Genomic DNA, 16946 nt, shown 5'->3' with positions numbered 1-16946 from the left:
GTATTCATTCGGTAAGGGTCAGCTGTTCCAAAACCGCCGCGTCCTTCGGAGGGCGGAGTCCCAGATGCTGATAAGCCGGCAGCGTCGCACAGCGGCCGCGCGGCGTGCGTGACAAGAAGCCCAGCTGCATGAGGAACGGTTCCACCACGTCCTCAAGCGTCACGCTTTCTTCCCCGATTGCGGCCGCCAGCGTGTCGAGCCCAACCGGCCCGCCGCCGTAATTGCGGATGATCGTCGTAAGCACCCGCCGGTCGATGTTGTCAAGCCCCAGCTTGTCGATCTCCAGACGATTTAAGGCGATGTCCGCGATCTCGGCGGTGATGATGCCGTTGCCCATCACCTGCGCGAAATCACGCACCCGCTTTAAGAGCCGGTTCGCGATACGCGGGGTCCCACGGCTGCGGCGCGCCAGCTCATACGCGCCGCTCTCCTCCACCTGGATGCCCAGGATCTCGGCGCTGCGCCGGATAATCGTGCAGAGTTCCTCATTGGAATAAAGCTCCAGCCGCTGGATCACGCCGAACCGGTCGCGCAATGGCGCGGTCAGCTGCCCGGCGCGTGTGGTGGCGCCAATCAGGGTGAAATGCGGCAGGTCGATCCGGATCGACCGCGCGGACGGCCCCTTGCCGATGATGATATCCAGCGCATAGTCCTCCATCGCGGGGTAGAGCACCTCTTCGACGCTGCGGGACAGACGGTGGATCTCATCTATAAATAGTATATCGTTTGGCGCAAGATTTGTGAGTAAAGCGGCCAAATCCCCCGGTTTTTCGATCGCCGGGCCGCTCGTCACGCGGATATTGACCTGCATCTCGTTTGCAATGATCCCGGAAAGGGTTGTCTTTCCAAGACCCGGAGGGCCATACAGGAGTACATGGTCAAGCGGTTCTTCCCGTTTCTTGGCCGCCTGGATGAAGATGTTCATATTCTCCTTGACCTTTTCCTGGCCAATGTACTCGTTCAGGGTCTTTGGACGCAGCGAAAGCTCCGCGTCGCTGTCCTGCGCGGAGTAATCGGGCGTCACGATCCTGTTTTCAAAATCCATCTCATTGTCAAACATCCATCCGTCTCCTTATCCTCAGCGCTCGATGCGGCCCGCGAGCGCCTTGAGCCCGCGCTTGATCATCTCGTCCACCGGCGTGTCCGGGTCGATGCCGGCGAGCGCCTGCGCGGCCTGCGACTGGCTGTAACCGAGCACCACCAGCGCGCTCGCCGCCTCGCTCGTGTTGCTCTCCTCCTGGCGCAGCTGCAACGCAACATCTCCGATTCCGGACGCCAGGCTTTCGTTTGAAATCTTGTCCTTGAGCTCCAGGATGATCCGCTGCGCGGCCTTCGGGCCGATACCCGGCGCACGGGTCAGGCTCTTCACATCGCCCGACGCAATACAGAGTGAGAGCTTTTCCGGGGTCATGTCCGAAAGCACCGCGAGCGCGGACTTCGGCCCCACGCCGGAAACAGCGATCAGCATTTTAAACGCGCTGCATTCGCTTTCCGAATAAAAGCCAAACAGGTCGAGCGCATCCTCCCGCACATTGAGATGGGTGTATAAGGTAATTTCGCTGCCCACTGGCGGCAGGCAGGAGAGGGTGGTCATGGTGGTCATGCACTTGTAGCCCACGCCCGCGCAGTTGACTACCGCAAAACCTTCCTCCAGATGGCTCAATTTTCCGGTCAGCGAATAATACATTCCAGTTTCTCCTTTTATGAGGTACCCTGTGAGGGCGGATTTCCTGCATTCATTTGAGATAGGTCAAAAGGGAATTTGCACTGTGTGCATGGCAAATGGCCAGCGCGAGCGCATCAGCCGTGTCGTCCGGCCGCGGCACCTCGCTGAGTCCCAGCAGCTGCCGGGTCATCTCCATAACCTGATGCTTTTCCGCCTTGCCGTATCCCACAACGCTCTGTTTGACCTGCATTGGCGTATACTCAAAAACCGGCACGTTGTGCTGTCTGGCCGAAAGCAGAATCACTCCGCGCGCCTCGGCCACCTCGATGGCGGTTGTTTTGTTGTTTGTGAAAAAAAGCTTTTCGATCGAAAGCGCCCGCACCGGCGTGCGGTCGAGCAGCGCGGTCATATCCTGATAAATCATCTCAAGCCGTGCCGAAAATTCCATTCCGGCGGGCGTTGTGATCGCGCCGAAACGCACCGGAGAAAATCTTCCATATGTATAGTCCACCGCCCCATAGCCAACAATGGCATAGCCGGGATCGATTCCAAGGATCAGCATAGGCCCTCCACGAAGTTCCTTTCCCGCCGGCGGTATTTCCCTGCGGCTTTCGGGGCGTCCTGGCTGCGCCGGCACAGGAAGGAGCTTTTACGTTTTATTATACCACACGCGCGAAGCGCGCGGTGGGATAATGGGCCATCGGGCAGGGAGTCGGCTTTTCCGACGCATCTGCCTGGCCATAAGCCCCCATATAATAGCCGCTTTTCGGCTATTATACCACAGTTGCGGCAACTGGAACAAGTACCTTTCAGTCGGTTTTGCCAAGAAAGCCCGGTCAAATATTGACAGTTTTACCGAATTTCTGTCAGGATTCCATTATAAAAACTTCTTTTACATCCTGCATAAAAAATTATGTCAACTTTTTTGATTTTTTTACTTGCATTTTTGCAAAAACTATATTATAATAATCAAGTCGCTAAGAGAGACAAGCAGTCAAAACAAAATTATATGGACGGTTAGCTCAGCTGGTAGAGCACCTGCTTGACGTGCAGGGGGTCAGCGGTTCGAACCCGTTACCGTCCACCAGGGGTGCTGTTCGGGCAATCGCTCGGGCGGCATTTTTTTGTCCCCGGAAACTTGTTTATTTTGCAAGTTTCCGGTTTTTTTCTATTTTTAACGCAGTTTTCAGATCAAAACAGCCTACATTCCATCTAAAAATAGGATGGCAAAGTCAATTTGACTTTGCCATCCTATTTTTATGGGGTGTTGAAGGGGTTTTAAAATTTGGCAATGATCCCAACGAGAGCGGAAACCGCTATATACAGCACAGGATGTTTATTAAACTTCCAGATGCAGAAAAAGATGGCAACAAAGAAAAGGATCTTCATCGGGTCAAACAGGTCAAGCACCGCATGTGTGGCAAGAAAAGCCTGTACATTCAGCATGGAAACTTTTATAACATCCCATCCCGCTGCCGCGATCAGCCCCGTCACCGCCGGACGCAACCCGTAAAAAGCATAGTCCACCAACGGGCTCTCCCGAAACTTCTCCATCGATTTGGATACAATCGTGATGATCAGGATAGATGGCAGCACTTCGCCAATTGTCGCCAGGATTCCGCCGGGAATTCCCGCAACATTAAACCCGACATAGGTCGCCATATTGATACCGATCGGCCCCGGCGTTGATTCGGAAATCGCCACCATATCGGTGATAAAAGAGGTGGTGAACCATCCTGTTGTCTCTGACAGGTTCTGCAAAAACGGAAGCGTTGCCATACCGCCGCCAACCGCAAACAGCCCAATTTTGAAAAATTCCCAGAAAAGCTGCAGGTAGATCATGCCTTATCCCCTCCCTGCTGCTTCCCGCGCAATTTTTGGAAGAGAATCCCCGCAACCGCAGCGCCGATAATGAATAAAATGGGCGAAAGGCCTGTGAATTCCGTGGCGCAGAACACAAGGATACAGATTGCAAATCCCAATTTGTCCTTGACGCCTTTTTTCCAAAGCCCGAGCACGGCATTGAGGATCAGCGCGGCAACACAGACAGAAATACCGGCAAACGCGTGACGAACATAAGGATTTTCCTGAAAATTGGAAAGGAACGCCGCGATTGTCATGATGATAAGCAGGCAGGGGGACACCACGCCCAGCGCTGCGGCCACACCTCCGGGAATCTTGCGGCGTTCGTACCCGATAAATACGGATACATTTACCGCAATGATACCCGGCAGCCCTTGGCTGACTGCGTAATAATCCATCACCTGTTCACTGGAAATCCACGCTTTCTTTTCAACAACCTCTTTCTGCAGGATTGGAAGCATCGCATATCCTCCGCCAAAGGTCACCGCTCCCATCTTGAAGAAGGATATATACAGTTCCCACAACTCCTTCATCGCCATTCCTCCCATTCGCAATCGTCTTATTTACCAGGCTGCAACCGTTCCATCCGCACGCGGTTCGGCACCGCCGCAGAGCACGCCGTTTTCCATTCGCCAGATGATCTCGCCCTTACCCATGGTGCTGTACTGATAATGAATCTTGATTTGATGCCCCCGGTCCGCCAGTTCCTGCACGATCCGCTGCGGCACATCGCATTCGAGGTCAACCGCTTTTCCGCTCATCCACTGCCAACGCGGAGCGTTGAGCGCATCCTGCGGGTTCATATGGAAGTCAAGCGTGTTGGTCACCACCTGCACATGCCCCTGCGGCTGCATAAACGCACCCATCACGCCAAACGGCCCGACCGGCTTCCCATCCTTTGTCATGAATCCGGGTATGATGGTGTGATAAGGCTTCTTTCCTCCCGCAATTAGATTGTCATGACCCTTCTCCAATGAGAAGTTGTTTCCCCGGTTGTGCAGCGCAATGCCCGTATGCGGCACAACCAGGCCGGACCCCCAGCACATATAGTTTGACTGGATATAGGAAACCATATTCCCGTCATCATCCGCCGCGCACAGATAAACCGTCCCTCCGCTCTGCGGTTTGCCGACGGGTGGGAGCATCGCGGTCTTGCCGATCAGGCGGCGGCGCTCATCCGCATAAGCGTCCGAAAGCAGATCCTGCACGCTTACTTTCATATAGCGCGGATCGGTCACATAGGTCTTGGCGTCCATATAGGCAAGCTTCATTGCCTCAATCTGCTTATGGTAGACTTCGGCGCTCTCGCGCTCCCCATCGAATGCAAAGCCCTTGAGAATGTTCAACGCCATCAGCGCCGAAATCCCATGTCCGTTCGGCGGGATCTCATGGATATCATAACCCCTGTAATTCACATGGATCGGTTCCACCCATTCCGGGCGGTATTCTTCAAAATCCGATCTTGAAAAATAGCCGCCGTACTGGTCGGAGTAGTCCACCATCCGTTCCATGAGCTCTCCGCGATAAAAGCTTTCCGCATGTGTCTCTGCAATCGATTCGAGCGATCTGGCCATATCTTCGCATTTGAATAGATCGCCGGCGTTCGGCGCCGCGCCGTTCACACTGAAGGTATCAAACCACGGCTTGAATTCGTCCCCTTTGAACTCCTTGGCATAAACGCCATAGAGATACTGCCATTTCTGTGCATTATTCACCGACACGGGATGCCCCTCCCGCGCGTAGCGGACAGCAGGCTCCATCACCTTTTTAAGCGGCAGCCGCCCATATTTTCGGGAAAGCTCCGCCCAGGCGGATGGCGCCCCGGGAACCGTAACCGGTTCAAAACCATATTTCGGCATCTCCTGAAACCCTTTTGCCCAAAGCTTTTCCGCTGAGATGTTTTTTGGCGCCGGGCCGCTGGCATTGAGCCCGTGCAGTTTCCCACCTGTCCAAACCAGCGCGAACGCATCTCCCCCGATTCCATTAAAGCCGCATTCAACCACCGCCAGGCAGGTGGCCGCAGCAATGGCAGCATCGATGGCATTACCGCCTTGGCGCAGGATTTCAAGCCCGGCCTGTGCCGCCAACGGCTGCGAAGTTGCAACCATCCCCTTTGCGCCATACACCACATTGCGCTTGGACGGATACTGATTAATCATCGGATTGAAGTTCATCTGACTCCCTCGCATTCCTCATCTTAAACTTTTCCGGCAGGCTCTCCGCTCTCGCTTCAAAGCGCGGCAGGAGAGCTCTTGCCGGAAAATTCATTCTGCTAAAGCTTTGCCACGCATTTTTCCCTGTCAAGCGTGCCGTCCAGGGAAGCGATACAGGTTGCTGTCACCCAGTCGCCCATAACGTTCGTCGGCGTATGCGCCGTATTTACAATACGATGGATACCGGTGACCAGGCCAATCGCCTCAATCGGAAGGCCGAAACTGGTGAGCAGTGTGGCGCTGAGCACCAAAGCGATCGAAGGGACCGCCGCGCATCCAATCGCCATCAGAACCGACTGGATGACAAGGATCACATATTGCGAAATGGAAAGCTGGATTCCCATCAGCTGGCAGGTAAACACCACAATCAGGCCAAAATAAACCGCTGTGCCGTTCATATTGGCCGTGGCGCCGAGCGGAAGTACAAAATCGGTGGTTGATTTCGGTACGCCGATTTTCTCGGTACAGGTTTTCATGCCAAGCGGTAGGGTCGCCACCGAAACCAGCGTCGCAATCGCGATCATAATGGGCTCCTTGAACTGCGCCCAGAATTTGAATGGATTCATGCGGCAGATAAATACCAGCATGATGCTGTACATTACCACGATTGTAATCAAAGCCGCGATCCAGTCGCAGGCAATAAAGGTAACCAGGCTGCCGACCACCTTAGAGCCATATGTTGCAATCGTATCGGTCATAAGCCCCAGGACGCCGATCGGGGTGAATACCAGTACGAGATCGGTCACTTTGAACATCAAGCTCTCCATATTGTCTATAAAGCTTGCGAATACTTTGACCTTTTCCCCAAGAATGATCATTGCAATGCCCGCAAAGATTGCAAAAACAATAATCTGCATCATATCGCCGCTCGTCAGGCTGGCAAAGATATTGACCGGGAACATATTGGTAATCGAATCGAGCACATTGATTTCAGCGGTCGCCTCATAACTCGCGGCGGACAGTTCCTCCATTGTGAATCCGGCGCCCGGCTTTAGAAGCATTGTGACAATCAGCCCGAAAACAACCGAAATCGCGCTCGTCACAAAGAAAAACAGAAACGTTTTGATCCCAAGGCCCGTAAGCTGTTTGAGGTCGCCCAGTTTTGCCACCGAATTCAGAATACAGGCAAATACCAGCGGCACCGACAGCATTCTCAGCATTCTCAGATAAATACCGCCCACAAAAGAACAAGCCTTCATACTCACCGCGATCCAGCCGACTTCCCTGCCGCCCATCGCACTGAAGATAAATCCAAGGACAATGCCAATAAACAGTGCAATCATTGTCTTTTGCCACAATTTGAGTTTCTTCAAGCTACTACACTCCTTTCAATGAAAAGGCATTTTTCGTGTAGGGTACCCTGAACGATTCTTTGCAAAAAAACAGGTTGCTGTCCGGACTCTATCCTTCAGCTTTTTAGCTGGGAAAGACTTTCTATTCCTACGCGCGGCACGGCATTTTTTCAATCGACTCACAATCGATCACTTGTCGACATATTGCGGCAAAATCACGCTTTCTATCTAAAAGTGGAGATCAGAGATTTACATATTCAAAACTTTCCATTGTATTCTGCTTAATATATTCCAAATGGCTGCGCAGCAGGTCCTCGCTCTTTTCCAAATCCCGCGCTTTGAGCGCTTCCACAATCTCAAGATGCTGATCCCGGGAGCGCACAAAATATTGCCGGGCGCATGGGGTGCTGCGGTTTACCAGCAGGATCTGCATGCTCAGCATCTGATAAAAATTCTCCGCCCGCTTGTTGCCTCCAAATGCGATGATTGTCTCATGCAGGTCAATATTCGTCTTGGAATACTCGTCAAAAGGCGAGCCATCTTCCAGAGCGGACAATTGTGTCTTTATGCGATCCAACGTTTCATCCGGAATCCGATGAATCGAAGTTTTCAGGCAAAACAATTCTAGAACCACGCGAAGGTCGATGATTTCCTCCACGTCGTGCCGCGTAATCGGCGCGACAAAAGTCCCCCGGCCGGGATAATGATTTACAATCCCCTGCGCCTCCATTTTTTTTAAAGCTTCCCGAATCGGCGACCGGCTGCTGCCCAGCTCAACCGAAAGCTCATTTTCAAAAATCGGGGCGCCCAGCGGAATTTTATGCGTCAAAATCAAATTAAAAATTTTATCATATACATTGGTTTTACTGCTTCCGTTATCAGACATGTTAATCCTCCAAACAAAGTTAGTCTCCCAATCTATATAAGTATAATATAAATGGAATAAACTTTCAATTGGAAGATACCCTTTTCTTTTCCGATGAATATTTTAAATCGATTCTAAGTCGATTCTCTGTCGACACGTTTAGAATAGCATGATGCCGGACTTTTGTCAATTGGTCAATATCCTCAGTTTTTTGATCTCTTTTATGTGGAGTTCATGAAACGGTTTATACGCGGGAGGGCCGAACCAAACACATCGCCAGCTGGCGTCGAAGCCGCAAAAAATGAATTACACAGACTTGTGTCGATCTTCCTTCATCTATTATGCTTCATGGCATCGTTTGCGGCAGTGTCTGTTCTTATGGGAATACACAAACTTTCAAACTAAACGCTGATTTACGATATATCCTATTGAGTATGTCTTATATTTTACGGTAATCTATAAACACTCGATGCTCCGAGAATATAAAGATCTCCCTGAAAAATGCCCGCCATGCGCGGGCATTTTTGCATAAAAATCCCCAGGCTGCTTTTCCCGCCGCAGTCTGGGGATTTTATGTCACTGAATCTTTTTTGTTTAAAAACCGGTGCCCGGATTGGCTTTGTCAGCTTCGGGCGCCTCTTCCGGAATGTTCTCCGTTTCGGAAGAAGCCGCCGGCGCGGCCGCGAAGATGTAGGTGCCGAGCTGCCGGGTCTTCATCTGGAAAACGAAATCGTCGTCATCGTTGGTGACGAACTTGCCTTTGGAGGTGACGTCAACCAGTTCGCCGTCGGCGGTTTCTTCATAGACGATGATCTCGTCCTCGTCCACCGTCAGCTCATTGTCGTCATCGAGATACGGAACGTTCAGTTCCAGCGTTGCTCGGGAGGTGGAGGAAATTTTCGGGCTGCCCACAAACTGGCGGATGAACGCGTCCTGATCCGCGAATTTCTCCTCGTATTTCGAGTTGTCCCATTTGGTGGACAGCTTCGGATAGTATTTCGCAACGTCGCTGTCCGCCGTGAAGCTGAGCTTCGCGATCTGGTCGTTCTCGTCCTCCCAGATCACCTCGTTGTCCTCATTTTTCTCGGGTTTGAAAACATATCCGCCGGTCCCTGCCGTCTGATCCTGATCACCCTCGAGCACTTCGTTGGTGACCCAGAAGGCATCCGATTCATATACGACCTTTCCGCCGGTGGTCACCGCCACGATATCGCCGGCATGGGCATCTGCCGCTGCTTTTGTCGCAAGGATTTCATCACAGCTAGTGCAGTACCAAAAATTCTTTTTCGCCTTGACGGTCAGCTTGACGGTCAGCTTGAACTCCTCGTCGTTATAGGAATCCTTGAGCTTTACCGCGATATACCAATCACGCGATCCCGCCGGATGTTCATTGTCATCGCTTGGATCATCCACCTCGATCAGATTTTTATCGAACTTTTTCTGCACCAGCTCGATCGACTGGACATATTTGGATCCTTCTCCCTTCGAAGCTTCCACTTTAAAAAAGTCGTCCCGATCACAAATATAACCCAGGTAACTCTCACCGTCCCCGTCGAAGTAGATGGTTTTGGCCGGACGGACAGTGTCGCTCTTACCATCCTTGATAATCAGGTCGCCGGCGCTCTCCACATAAGCATTGTCCAACTCAAAATCCGTGTCATACAGTGCGATGTCATCCAAACAAGCATATAAGGAATCATTTGTGCTGGTAACCTTTACCGCCGATACGCTGATACACATGGAAATCGCCGTTACCAGAGCCAGTACCATTGCCAGAATCTTTTTCATCTTGTTGCCTCCCTGTTCTTTCTCTTTTTTATGTCCCCGTGCTCTCCAGCCACGAAAAACCAAACAGAAGGGAATCATATCCTCTGCCATGGCAGAGGATATGTAAAAGGGGCCCCTTTTACATATTTATATATCTAGTATATCATACCAGAATCACACGCGCGTCACAAGAAAATTTTGGAAATCGCGCAGGTCAGTAGCAGATGGATTTTGGTTTCCCGGCATTTTCCTTGATATAGGAAATAAAGGTCTGGACCGAAATTGGAAGGTAAACATCCTTTTTGGAAATCATAACCACATCCCAGTGCGCCGAACGATGGTTGAGATCGATCTGAACAATATCCGGGTCGGGATACATCTCCAGAATCTGACGCGGCAGGATTGACACCCCAATGCCCACCTTGACAAGCTGCACGACAAAATCCCACTGGGATGCCTTCACAACAATCCGCGGCTCAAAGCCCGCGTCCCGGCAGCCCGCGATAATATTGTTGTAAAGCATGTACTCATCGCCCAGCAACACAAATTTGTCATTGCGCAGGTCATTGTAATCGACGGCTTTCCTGCGCGCCAACGGATGCTGCCGGTTTACCACCAGCACGTTGAGATCCTCAACAATCGGCACAACTTCAAACGCGTCGGAAATGATCGGCATAATGGTAAAAGCCACATCCAGCTTGTTTTTATCCACCATCTGCTGAATCTGATTTGCTCCATGCTGGTCGATTACAAATTCAAGCCCGGGATATTTCTCCACAAACCCCTTAATGAGACGGGGAAACACACAGGTGCCAATGATGGGAGGAAAACCCACCTTGATGATCCCTTTTTGCAGGCTGGTGAGTCCGTGCATCGCATCATAAATGGCCTGATGCTGTTCGACGATCCCCTGTGCCATAAAATAAAGCTGTTTGCCATAGTTCGTAATCTGGACCTTTTTGCCGGAAATATAAAAAATCTGGATGCCCAGTTCTTCCTCCAGATGTTTCATCGCCTTGCTCAGCGTAGGCTGTGAAACATACAGGTTCCTTGCTGCCTCAGAAAAGCTCTGTGCCTCCACGATTCCGATAAAATACTTGAGCTGCTTGATATCCAACTTCATCACCCCGCTACCCCCATAGTAATGATTGCATTCCGGTTTGTCAACCGGGAAAAAGGGCCGCGCCCGGCGGGCGCGGCCCTTTTCGTTCACTGCATGGTATTCGGCAGCCACAGGGAGATTGCAGGGAACGCGTTGACCAACAGCAGTACGCCAAGCATCATCAGGATATACGGCCACAGCGGACGTACCACCTTGTCATAAGGCGTATTGAAGGTTCCAATTGAAACGAAAATATTCAAGCCAAAAGGCGGGGTCAGCATGCCGATGGCACAGTTGAGCACAATGATCATGCCAAGATGGATCGGGTCGATCCCGATTGCCATGCCCAGCGGATAAACCAGCGGGGTCAGTACGATGACAATCGAGTTCGGGTCCATAAACATGCCCGCGACCAGAAAGATCACATTGATGATGATCAGAACCATATAGGCCGGTGCGCCCTGCGTCAGCGTGACAATGCTCTGCGGGATCTGCGCGGCGGTCAGTATCCAGGAGAGCAGCGATCCCGAACCGATCAGGATAAAGATCATCGCGACCATTCGCCCTGAGGTGATCCCGATCTCAAAAACCTCCTTGAAAGAAACCGAACGGTAAATGAACAGCTCAATCACCAGTACATAGGCCACAGCGATCGCGGCTGCCTCGGTTGGGGTCATGACGCCCGCGTAAATCCCAACCAGGATGATGACCGGAAGTCCCAGCGCCCAGAAAGCATCACGGGTGGCCTTGAGCACCTCTTTGAAGGTTGCGGGCCTCTGTCGAGGGATCTTGTGGCGAATCGCATCGATGCACACATAGATGCTGAAGATGACAGCTACCAGAACGCCGACCGAAAGGCCGGACATGAAGAGCTTGCCGACCGACGCGCCGGAGGAAACTCCATAGAGGATCATTGCGATGCCGGGCGGAATCAGCATGGCCAGGGTGCTGCTCGAGGTGATGCAGCCGATTGCCCGCCCAGGCTCGTAGCCCTGTTCGCACAGGGCGGGATAGAGGATCATCCCGATCGCCACGATCGCGGCCGGTCCGGCGCCGGAGATCGCGCCGAAAATGGTGCAGGTGACCACCGTGGTGATCGCAAGCCCGCCGGGCAGATGCCCAACCAGCTTGTTGGCAAAATTCACAAGTTTATGGCCAATATCGCCTTTTGACATGATATCCGCCGCAAACATAAAAAACGGGATTGAAAGCAGCGAAAAGGTGTCGATCCCGCCAACCATTCGCTGGACGGCAAGCCCCATATCCATGCCGGGGAAATTCATCGTCAGCGCGGCCAGGCATGGGATAAGCATCGCAATAAAAATGGGGGCGCCAAAAATCAGCAGGCAGAAAAATAAGCCTCCGCAGACAGCGAGCATCAGCAGCTTACCTCCTTTTTGGTTTTTCTGCTGGAAATGACCGCCATGAGCTTACGCAGATAGACATAGCTCATGAGCGCAAAACCAATATTGGTGGACAGATAGATCAGCCAGATCGGGATGGTGATGGCAATGCTGGTGTTGCCGCCCTGATACTGCAGGATGGTAAACTGGATGCTGATATAGGTCATGTACAGCGAGATCCCCATGCACAAAAGATACAGCAGAACCTGATGAATAAATTTTGCGGACCCTTTGAGCAGGTTTGGCACAAGGTCGACGTTGACGTGTTCGCCGTATCGCGCGCAGGAACTGATTCCAAAAAAGGTGACCCACACCACGACATATCTGGAAAGCTCCTCCACCCAGGTGAGCGACATCTGGAAGAAATAACGGGTGATGACATTTATGAATACGATGATCGAGATGAAAAGCAGCCCCACGCTCATGACGACATTTTCGATCTTTTCGGTAGAATCGTCAATCAGGCGCAGGATGCTTTTCTTTTCGGCATTTTTCATCGGTGCTCCTCCTTATGATTCAAGGCGGCAAGGCAATGAAGTTTTCATTGCCTTGCCGATCTGACGGTTATTCCCCGGTGATGCTTTTCCGGGTTTCCACAATGGCATCATAAATCGCAGCGCCTGCGTCGCCCTGGCTGGTACGGGCAAACTCCTGTACCGGTTTCATCGCTTCTTTCCAGGCATTGAGCTGATCCTCGGTGAGGTCATGGATCGCAGTCTTACCGGTGTCTAAAATCAGCTGCCGGTCCTTTTCTGCAAGGGCAAGGGTTTCGTCCAGGCAGACGCGCCCGCCCTGCTGGATACCATCGTCAATGGCGGCCTTCACATCGTCCGGAAGCCCGTCGAACCATGCCTTGTTGACCAGTACAACCTGGTCGAGACCCGCATGATTGGTGATGGTGATATCGGTCTGTACTTCATGGAACTTCATATCATAAATGGTGTCGATCGGGTTTTCCTGACCATCAAGCGCCTTGTTCTGCAGCGCGCCATAGGTTTCTGAGAAATCCATAGTGATCGGGCTGGCGCCGAGGATCTCCGCCTGCTTAAAGAGGATGGGCGAGTTCATGACGCGCACCTTCAGCCCCTGCATCTCCGCCGGATCGATCAGCGGCTTGTTGGCGGTCCACGCCTTGTATCCGGTCTGCCAGATCGCTTTGGTATAGAAGCCCTTTTCGGTCGTTGTGTCCATCAACGCTTTGATCGCGTCAGAATGGTAAAGCTCGTAGAGCTGCTCCGGATCTCCCGGCAGCAGGTACGGGGTGTCCAGCAGAGTCATCATCGGGGTGGTGCCGCCCAGATACGAGGTCGGGACGACAACACACTCAATTGTGCCGAACTGCGCCCCTTCCACCTGGTCACGCTGCCCGCCGAGCTGGGAGGAAGGATAAACCTGCGCCTCCACCTTGTCTCCGACGGTGGCCTCCACTACTTCCTTCAGCTTCTGGCAGCCGAGGTCGCGCGCGCTGCCCGGGGAAGAAACATGGCTGATTTTCATCGTGATCTTTTCACCGGGCGCGGGCTGTGCGCTGGAAGCGGCGGGCTGACCTGCGGCAGAGGGTTCCGCTGCGGGCTGCTGTGTGCCCGCGCAGGCGGAAAACGAAAGCGCGGCGGCCAGCACAAACACGGCAATAGCAAACATTTTTCTTTTCATATAGATCCTCCTTCAATTCTGGGACACTATTTCTGTTCGATTTAGATGCAAGGTTTGATACGATGCACAAACTGTCCGTATCCGACCTGTCCAACGAATTTTCCATCTTTCGCAACCAGTTTTCCACGCAGATAGACAGCGGCGGGGACTCCTTTGACGGTCTTGCCGTCAAACGGGGACCATTTACATTTGGATACGATACGGTCGTTGCTGATGACCTCCTCCTTATCCATATCCAGGAGCACCAGATCGGCGTCCGCTCCGACTGCAATGTGGCCCTTTTTCGGGAAAACGCCATAAAGTTTTGCGGGATTCTCGCACATGCACTCCACGATGCGGTTCAGGGTTGTTTTTTTCTGACTGACGCCATTGAGCATCAGCCGCAGGGAAGTTTCCACACCCGGGATGCCGTTCGGCGCATCCCAAATGTTCTTTTCACCCGGGAGTTTCTGTTCCTTTGGATACGGACAGTGATCGGAACCTATGGTGGTGACATAACCCAGATCAAAAAGTTTCCACAGCTCCTCCACCTTTTCCGCGGTGTTCATCGGCGGCGTGAATTTTACCCACGGACCTTTTTTCTCCAAATCTTCAACGGTGAGGTTAAAATAGTGCGGGCAGCTTTCCGCATAGGTCCGGTAACCTTCCTCCCGCGCCTGATGGAGCAGGCGAAGCAGCTCCGGCTGGCTGACGTGGGCGATATTGACCCGGCAGCCGGTTTCCTTCGCGATTTCGATGACCGTTTCCACCGCCACCCGTTCAGCAAGCTTGGAGCGCCATTCCCACTGGGAATGATAATCCGTGCGGCCCGCGGCGCGCAGGGTATCTTCCTCATACTGGCAGATACCGTCGTCCTCACAGTGGATCAGCACCGTGCCATCCATGCGGGCAACCTCTGTGAAACTGCGCATCAGGAACGCGGTGTGCATCGCCTTGACGCCGTGCAGATTACAGGTAAACGTCTTGAACCCAGTGATCCCCGCATCCCACATGGCTTGCAGTTCCGCGGTATTTTCCGGTGAAATGCCGCCCTTCAGGCCGAAGTCAACGCAGGACTTATCCGAAAGATATGTAATCTTCTCCAGCAGCGGCTCCACCGAATAGACTGCCGGCAAGGTCCGGTGATGGTCGATTGCGGTGGTGATTCCGCCGACAGCGGCTGCCATCGTCCCGGTGGTGAATTCCTCCCGGTCGGTATAGCCGGGGTCCATCATATGGGTGTGCCCGTCCACACATCCGGGCATGATATAACGTCCGCCGACGTCGATCACTTCGGCAGCTTCACATCCGCTTCCAGGTGCGAGCAGCGCCTCGATTTTCCCATCACGGACAAGGATATCCGCGGGAATGCTGCTTTTGGATGAGACAACGACAGCGTTTTGGAACAGTAAATCTCCCTTTTTCATACGATTAGCTCCTTATAAAAATCTGGTATGCGGTGAAATACAATGTTGGTGCCCGGTACAACGTCCTTTGATTTGCTCAGGGCAGTGTTGACCAGTCCGGAAGTGGTATGCTCCCGCGTTTGGAAGGTTGTGCAGATGACGCCGCCGTCCGGATTCACCAGAACGCTGTAATCATCCTGGCTGCAAGCGGCGCTACGCGCCACGAACACCTTGTTTTCAGCGGCCCGGGTTTGCATCCATTTGAGATAGAACGCGTCCTCCCCACTCCCGTCAAACCAGAGGATCAGGTCAGCGCCCTCCAGCATGGCACAGCGGGCGATCTCCGGGATCTCAATTTCGCGGTCAAACAGGGCGGACACCCGGATACTCTCGGTAAGTTTCAATGCCTGGATTTTCGCCTGTGGCGGCGAGCCCTCCAGATGGGTGCTGTAAAGTTCGCCGATCATCCGATCCTTTTGCAGGAAAACAGCTTTTTTTCCACCGTTCTCCCCAATCCCAACCGCCACAATCGCCTGGCCGTGCAGGCTTTTGGACAGACAGGAGAGATCTTCGCAATCCAAAGGGCCTTCATAGGGAGGAAGTACGATCAATCCCGCGTCGATCCCTTCACAGATTTGGATGTATTCACATGCCTTGGCCAGATAAGCCGTCTTGTCCTCATAAGCATAGCGCACCAGTGAGGTGTAAATTGTAAGATCCTGTAAGCGATAGGCGCGATTGACAAGCTCCGCAACCGGAAGCGCATCCGTTTCCCGCGTCAGGGCACTATACAGCGATGGGCGGCGCGGCGCGGCTTGGACCGGTGGGCGGGGCAGATCGAGTTCACATATGCGGATCTCCGCTCTATCCGGAGAACACTGAACCGGCATACTCCCATCCGGCGCCGTGATAAAGCTGCGGCCCAAAAAGGTGATTACACCGCTTTCCACACCGGCCTTGTCGCAGACGGCAATATAGACCCCGTTTTCCTTTGCGCGCGCCTGCAGGATGAACTGATACTGCTGGTTTGTCAGCTGCTGCGGGCTGGCCGCGGAAGCCACCAGATTGACGCAGTCCAGAATCAGCCCCGCGCCCTTCAGGCGCAGAAGCCGCGCAATCTCCGGGATGCGTCCGTCCGCGCAAACCATCACGCCGACCCGGCCAAAATCAGTATCAAATACCTGTGCGGGCCGGCCGGCGGCAAACCATTTACGGTCAAAATGCCAGAGGTTGGATTTGTCGGCGCGGTTGGCCAGCGCGCCTGTGCGGTCAAAGACCACCGCGCTGTTATAAAGCTCTCCGCCCTCCTCCAGCGCAATTCCAATCACTATGTAGCTGCGGTAAAGTTTTGCCAGAGCGGAAAGCGCGTCCAGCAGGCGGATGGTTTCCCTCAGGGAGTCCCGCGTTTCATCCAGCCCAATGTAGTAGGCGGGATAGGCGCATTCGGGCAGAAGCACAAGGTCCGCGCCGGATTGGCAGGCCTGTTCGGTCATCTGGAGGATCTCCTCCAATGTCTCGCGGTAATCAGAGATATCATGCCCTTGCAGTTGGATCAAAGCAAGCTTCATTCTATCACAGCCTCTCCACTATCAATATTCTCCAATGTTTTCCTGTATCCTCATTATAATTTGTGCATATCACAGTGTTAATATTACTAACAAGAATAAACGATACATTTATTTCATGATATCTATAGATTTTTAGAATAATTAATTATCAGTGAAACATTACGGCGGG

General features: G+C 52.8%; 15 protein-coding genes and 1 tRNA gene. 1 reads left to right on the top strand and 15 read right to left on the bottom strand.

Translation table 11 applies throughout. The features are described 5' to 3' along the window. Positions 1 to 4: 4 nt before the first annotated feature. The 3 genes from ruvB to ruvC are packed head-to-tail and all read right to left on the bottom strand — an operon-like array spanning position 5 to position 2228. Positions 5 to 1060, bottom strand: a complete 1056-nt coding sequence (gene ruvB, locus DWV16_RS11770; protein WP_066458110.1) for a Holliday junction branch migration DNA helicase RuvB — start codon at positions 1058 to 1060, stop codon at positions 5 to 7. Positions 1061 to 1078: 18 nt separating this feature from the next. After that, on the bottom strand, positions 1079 to 1687 hold the full coding sequence (ruvA, locus tag DWV16_RS11765) for a Holliday junction branch migration protein RuvA (protein ID WP_066458108.1): 609 nt from the start codon (positions 1685 to 1687) through the stop codon (positions 1079 to 1081). Positions 1688 to 1736: 49 nt separating this feature from the next. Further along, positions 1737 to 2228, bottom strand: a complete 492-nt coding sequence (ruvC, locus tag DWV16_RS11760) for a crossover junction endodeoxyribonuclease RuvC (protein ID WP_066458106.1) — start codon at positions 2226 to 2228, stop codon at positions 1737 to 1739. Positions 2229 to 2677: 449 nt separating this feature from the next. Between ruvC and DWV16_RS11755 the strand changes: the two genes are divergently transcribed. Next, a tRNA-Val gene (locus tag DWV16_RS11755) sits at positions 2678 to 2753 on the top strand. 191 nt (positions 2754 to 2944) lie between these two features. Here the strand turns inward: DWV16_RS11755 and DWV16_RS11750 are convergent. The 12 genes from DWV16_RS11750 to DWV16_RS11695 all read right to left on the bottom strand — a co-directional run bounded on the left by DWV16_RS11750 (position 2945) and on the right by DWV16_RS11695 (position 16777). Beyond that, positions 2945 to 3508 carry a chromate transporter gene (locus DWV16_RS11750; protein WP_066458103.1) on the bottom strand — a complete coding sequence of 188 codons (564 nt, stop codon included), beginning with the start codon at positions 3506 to 3508 and terminating at the stop codon, positions 2945 to 2947. After that, entirely contained in the window at positions 3505 to 4062 is a 558-nt protein-coding gene (locus tag DWV16_RS11745) for a chromate transporter (protein WP_066458100.1), read from the bottom strand. The genes DWV16_RS11750 and DWV16_RS11745 overlap by 4 nt, the downstream gene beginning before the upstream one ends. 30 nt (positions 4063 to 4092) lie before the next feature. Next, complete coding sequence (locus DWV16_RS11740; RefSeq protein ID WP_118479397.1) at positions 4093 to 5703, bottom strand: gamma-glutamyltransferase family protein; 1611 nt, start codon at positions 5701 to 5703, stop codon at positions 4093 to 4095. A 98-nt stretch (positions 5704 to 5801) separates the two neighbouring features. Continuing rightward, on the bottom strand, positions 5802 to 7055 hold the full coding sequence (locus tag DWV16_RS11735) for a dicarboxylate/amino acid:cation symporter (RefSeq protein WP_066458090.1): 1254 nt from the start codon (positions 7053 to 7055) through the stop codon (positions 5802 to 5804). A 220-nt stretch (positions 7056 to 7275) separates the two neighbouring features. Continuing rightward, a complete protein-coding gene (locus tag DWV16_RS11730; protein ID WP_066458088.1) occupies positions 7276 to 7920 on the bottom strand; it encodes a GntR family transcriptional regulator in 645 nt (214 codons plus the stop codon). A gap of 573 nt (positions 7921 to 8493) precedes the next feature. After that, on the bottom strand, positions 8494 to 9687 hold the full coding sequence (locus DWV16_RS11725; protein ID WP_118479395.1) for a hypothetical protein: 1194 nt from the start codon (positions 9685 to 9687) through the stop codon (positions 8494 to 8496). 193 nt (positions 9688 to 9880) lie between these two features. Continuing rightward, the gene (locus DWV16_RS11720) at positions 9881 to 10789 is read right to left on the bottom strand and encodes a LysR family transcriptional regulator (RefSeq protein ID WP_243007324.1); all 909 of its coding nucleotides are present in this window, start codon (positions 10787 to 10789) and stop codon (positions 9881 to 9883) included. A gap of 86 nt (positions 10790 to 10875) precedes the next feature. Next, a complete protein-coding gene (locus DWV16_RS11715) occupies positions 10876 to 12147 on the bottom strand; it encodes a TRAP transporter large permease (RefSeq protein ID WP_118479391.1) in 1272 nt (423 codons plus the stop codon). Continuing rightward, a complete protein-coding gene (locus tag DWV16_RS11710) occupies positions 12147 to 12668 on the bottom strand; it encodes a TRAP transporter small permease (protein ID WP_066458078.1) in 522 nt (173 codons plus the stop codon). The genes DWV16_RS11715 and DWV16_RS11710 overlap by 1 nt, the downstream gene beginning before the upstream one ends. 67 nt (positions 12669 to 12735) lie before the next feature. Continuing rightward, positions 12736 to 13824 carry a TRAP transporter substrate-binding protein gene (locus tag DWV16_RS11705; RefSeq protein ID WP_066458076.1) on the bottom strand — a complete coding sequence of 363 codons (1089 nt, stop codon included), beginning with the start codon at positions 13822 to 13824 and terminating at the stop codon, positions 12736 to 12738. A gap of 41 nt (positions 13825 to 13865) precedes the next feature. Beyond that, positions 13866 to 15230 carry a dihydroorotase family protein gene (locus tag DWV16_RS11700; protein WP_066458074.1) on the bottom strand — a complete coding sequence of 455 codons (1365 nt, stop codon included), beginning with the start codon at positions 15228 to 15230 and terminating at the stop codon, positions 13866 to 13868. Beyond that, positions 15227 to 16777 (bottom strand): nitrilase-related carbon-nitrogen hydrolase, encoded by a 1551-nt coding sequence (locus DWV16_RS11695; protein WP_118479389.1) that lies wholly within the window; start codon positions 16775 to 16777, stop codon positions 15227 to 15229. The genes DWV16_RS11700 and DWV16_RS11695 overlap by 4 nt, the downstream gene beginning before the upstream one ends. Between the last annotated feature and the right edge of the window lie 169 nt (positions 16778 to 16946).

Origin of the sequence: Anaerotruncus sp. AF02-27, assembly GCF_003465835.1 — a bacterium.
Lineage (GTDB): Bacteria > Bacillota > Clostridia > Oscillospirales > Ruminococcaceae > Anaerotruncus > Anaerotruncus rubiinfantis.
This window is presented reverse-complemented; position numbering and strand designations above follow the sequence as displayed.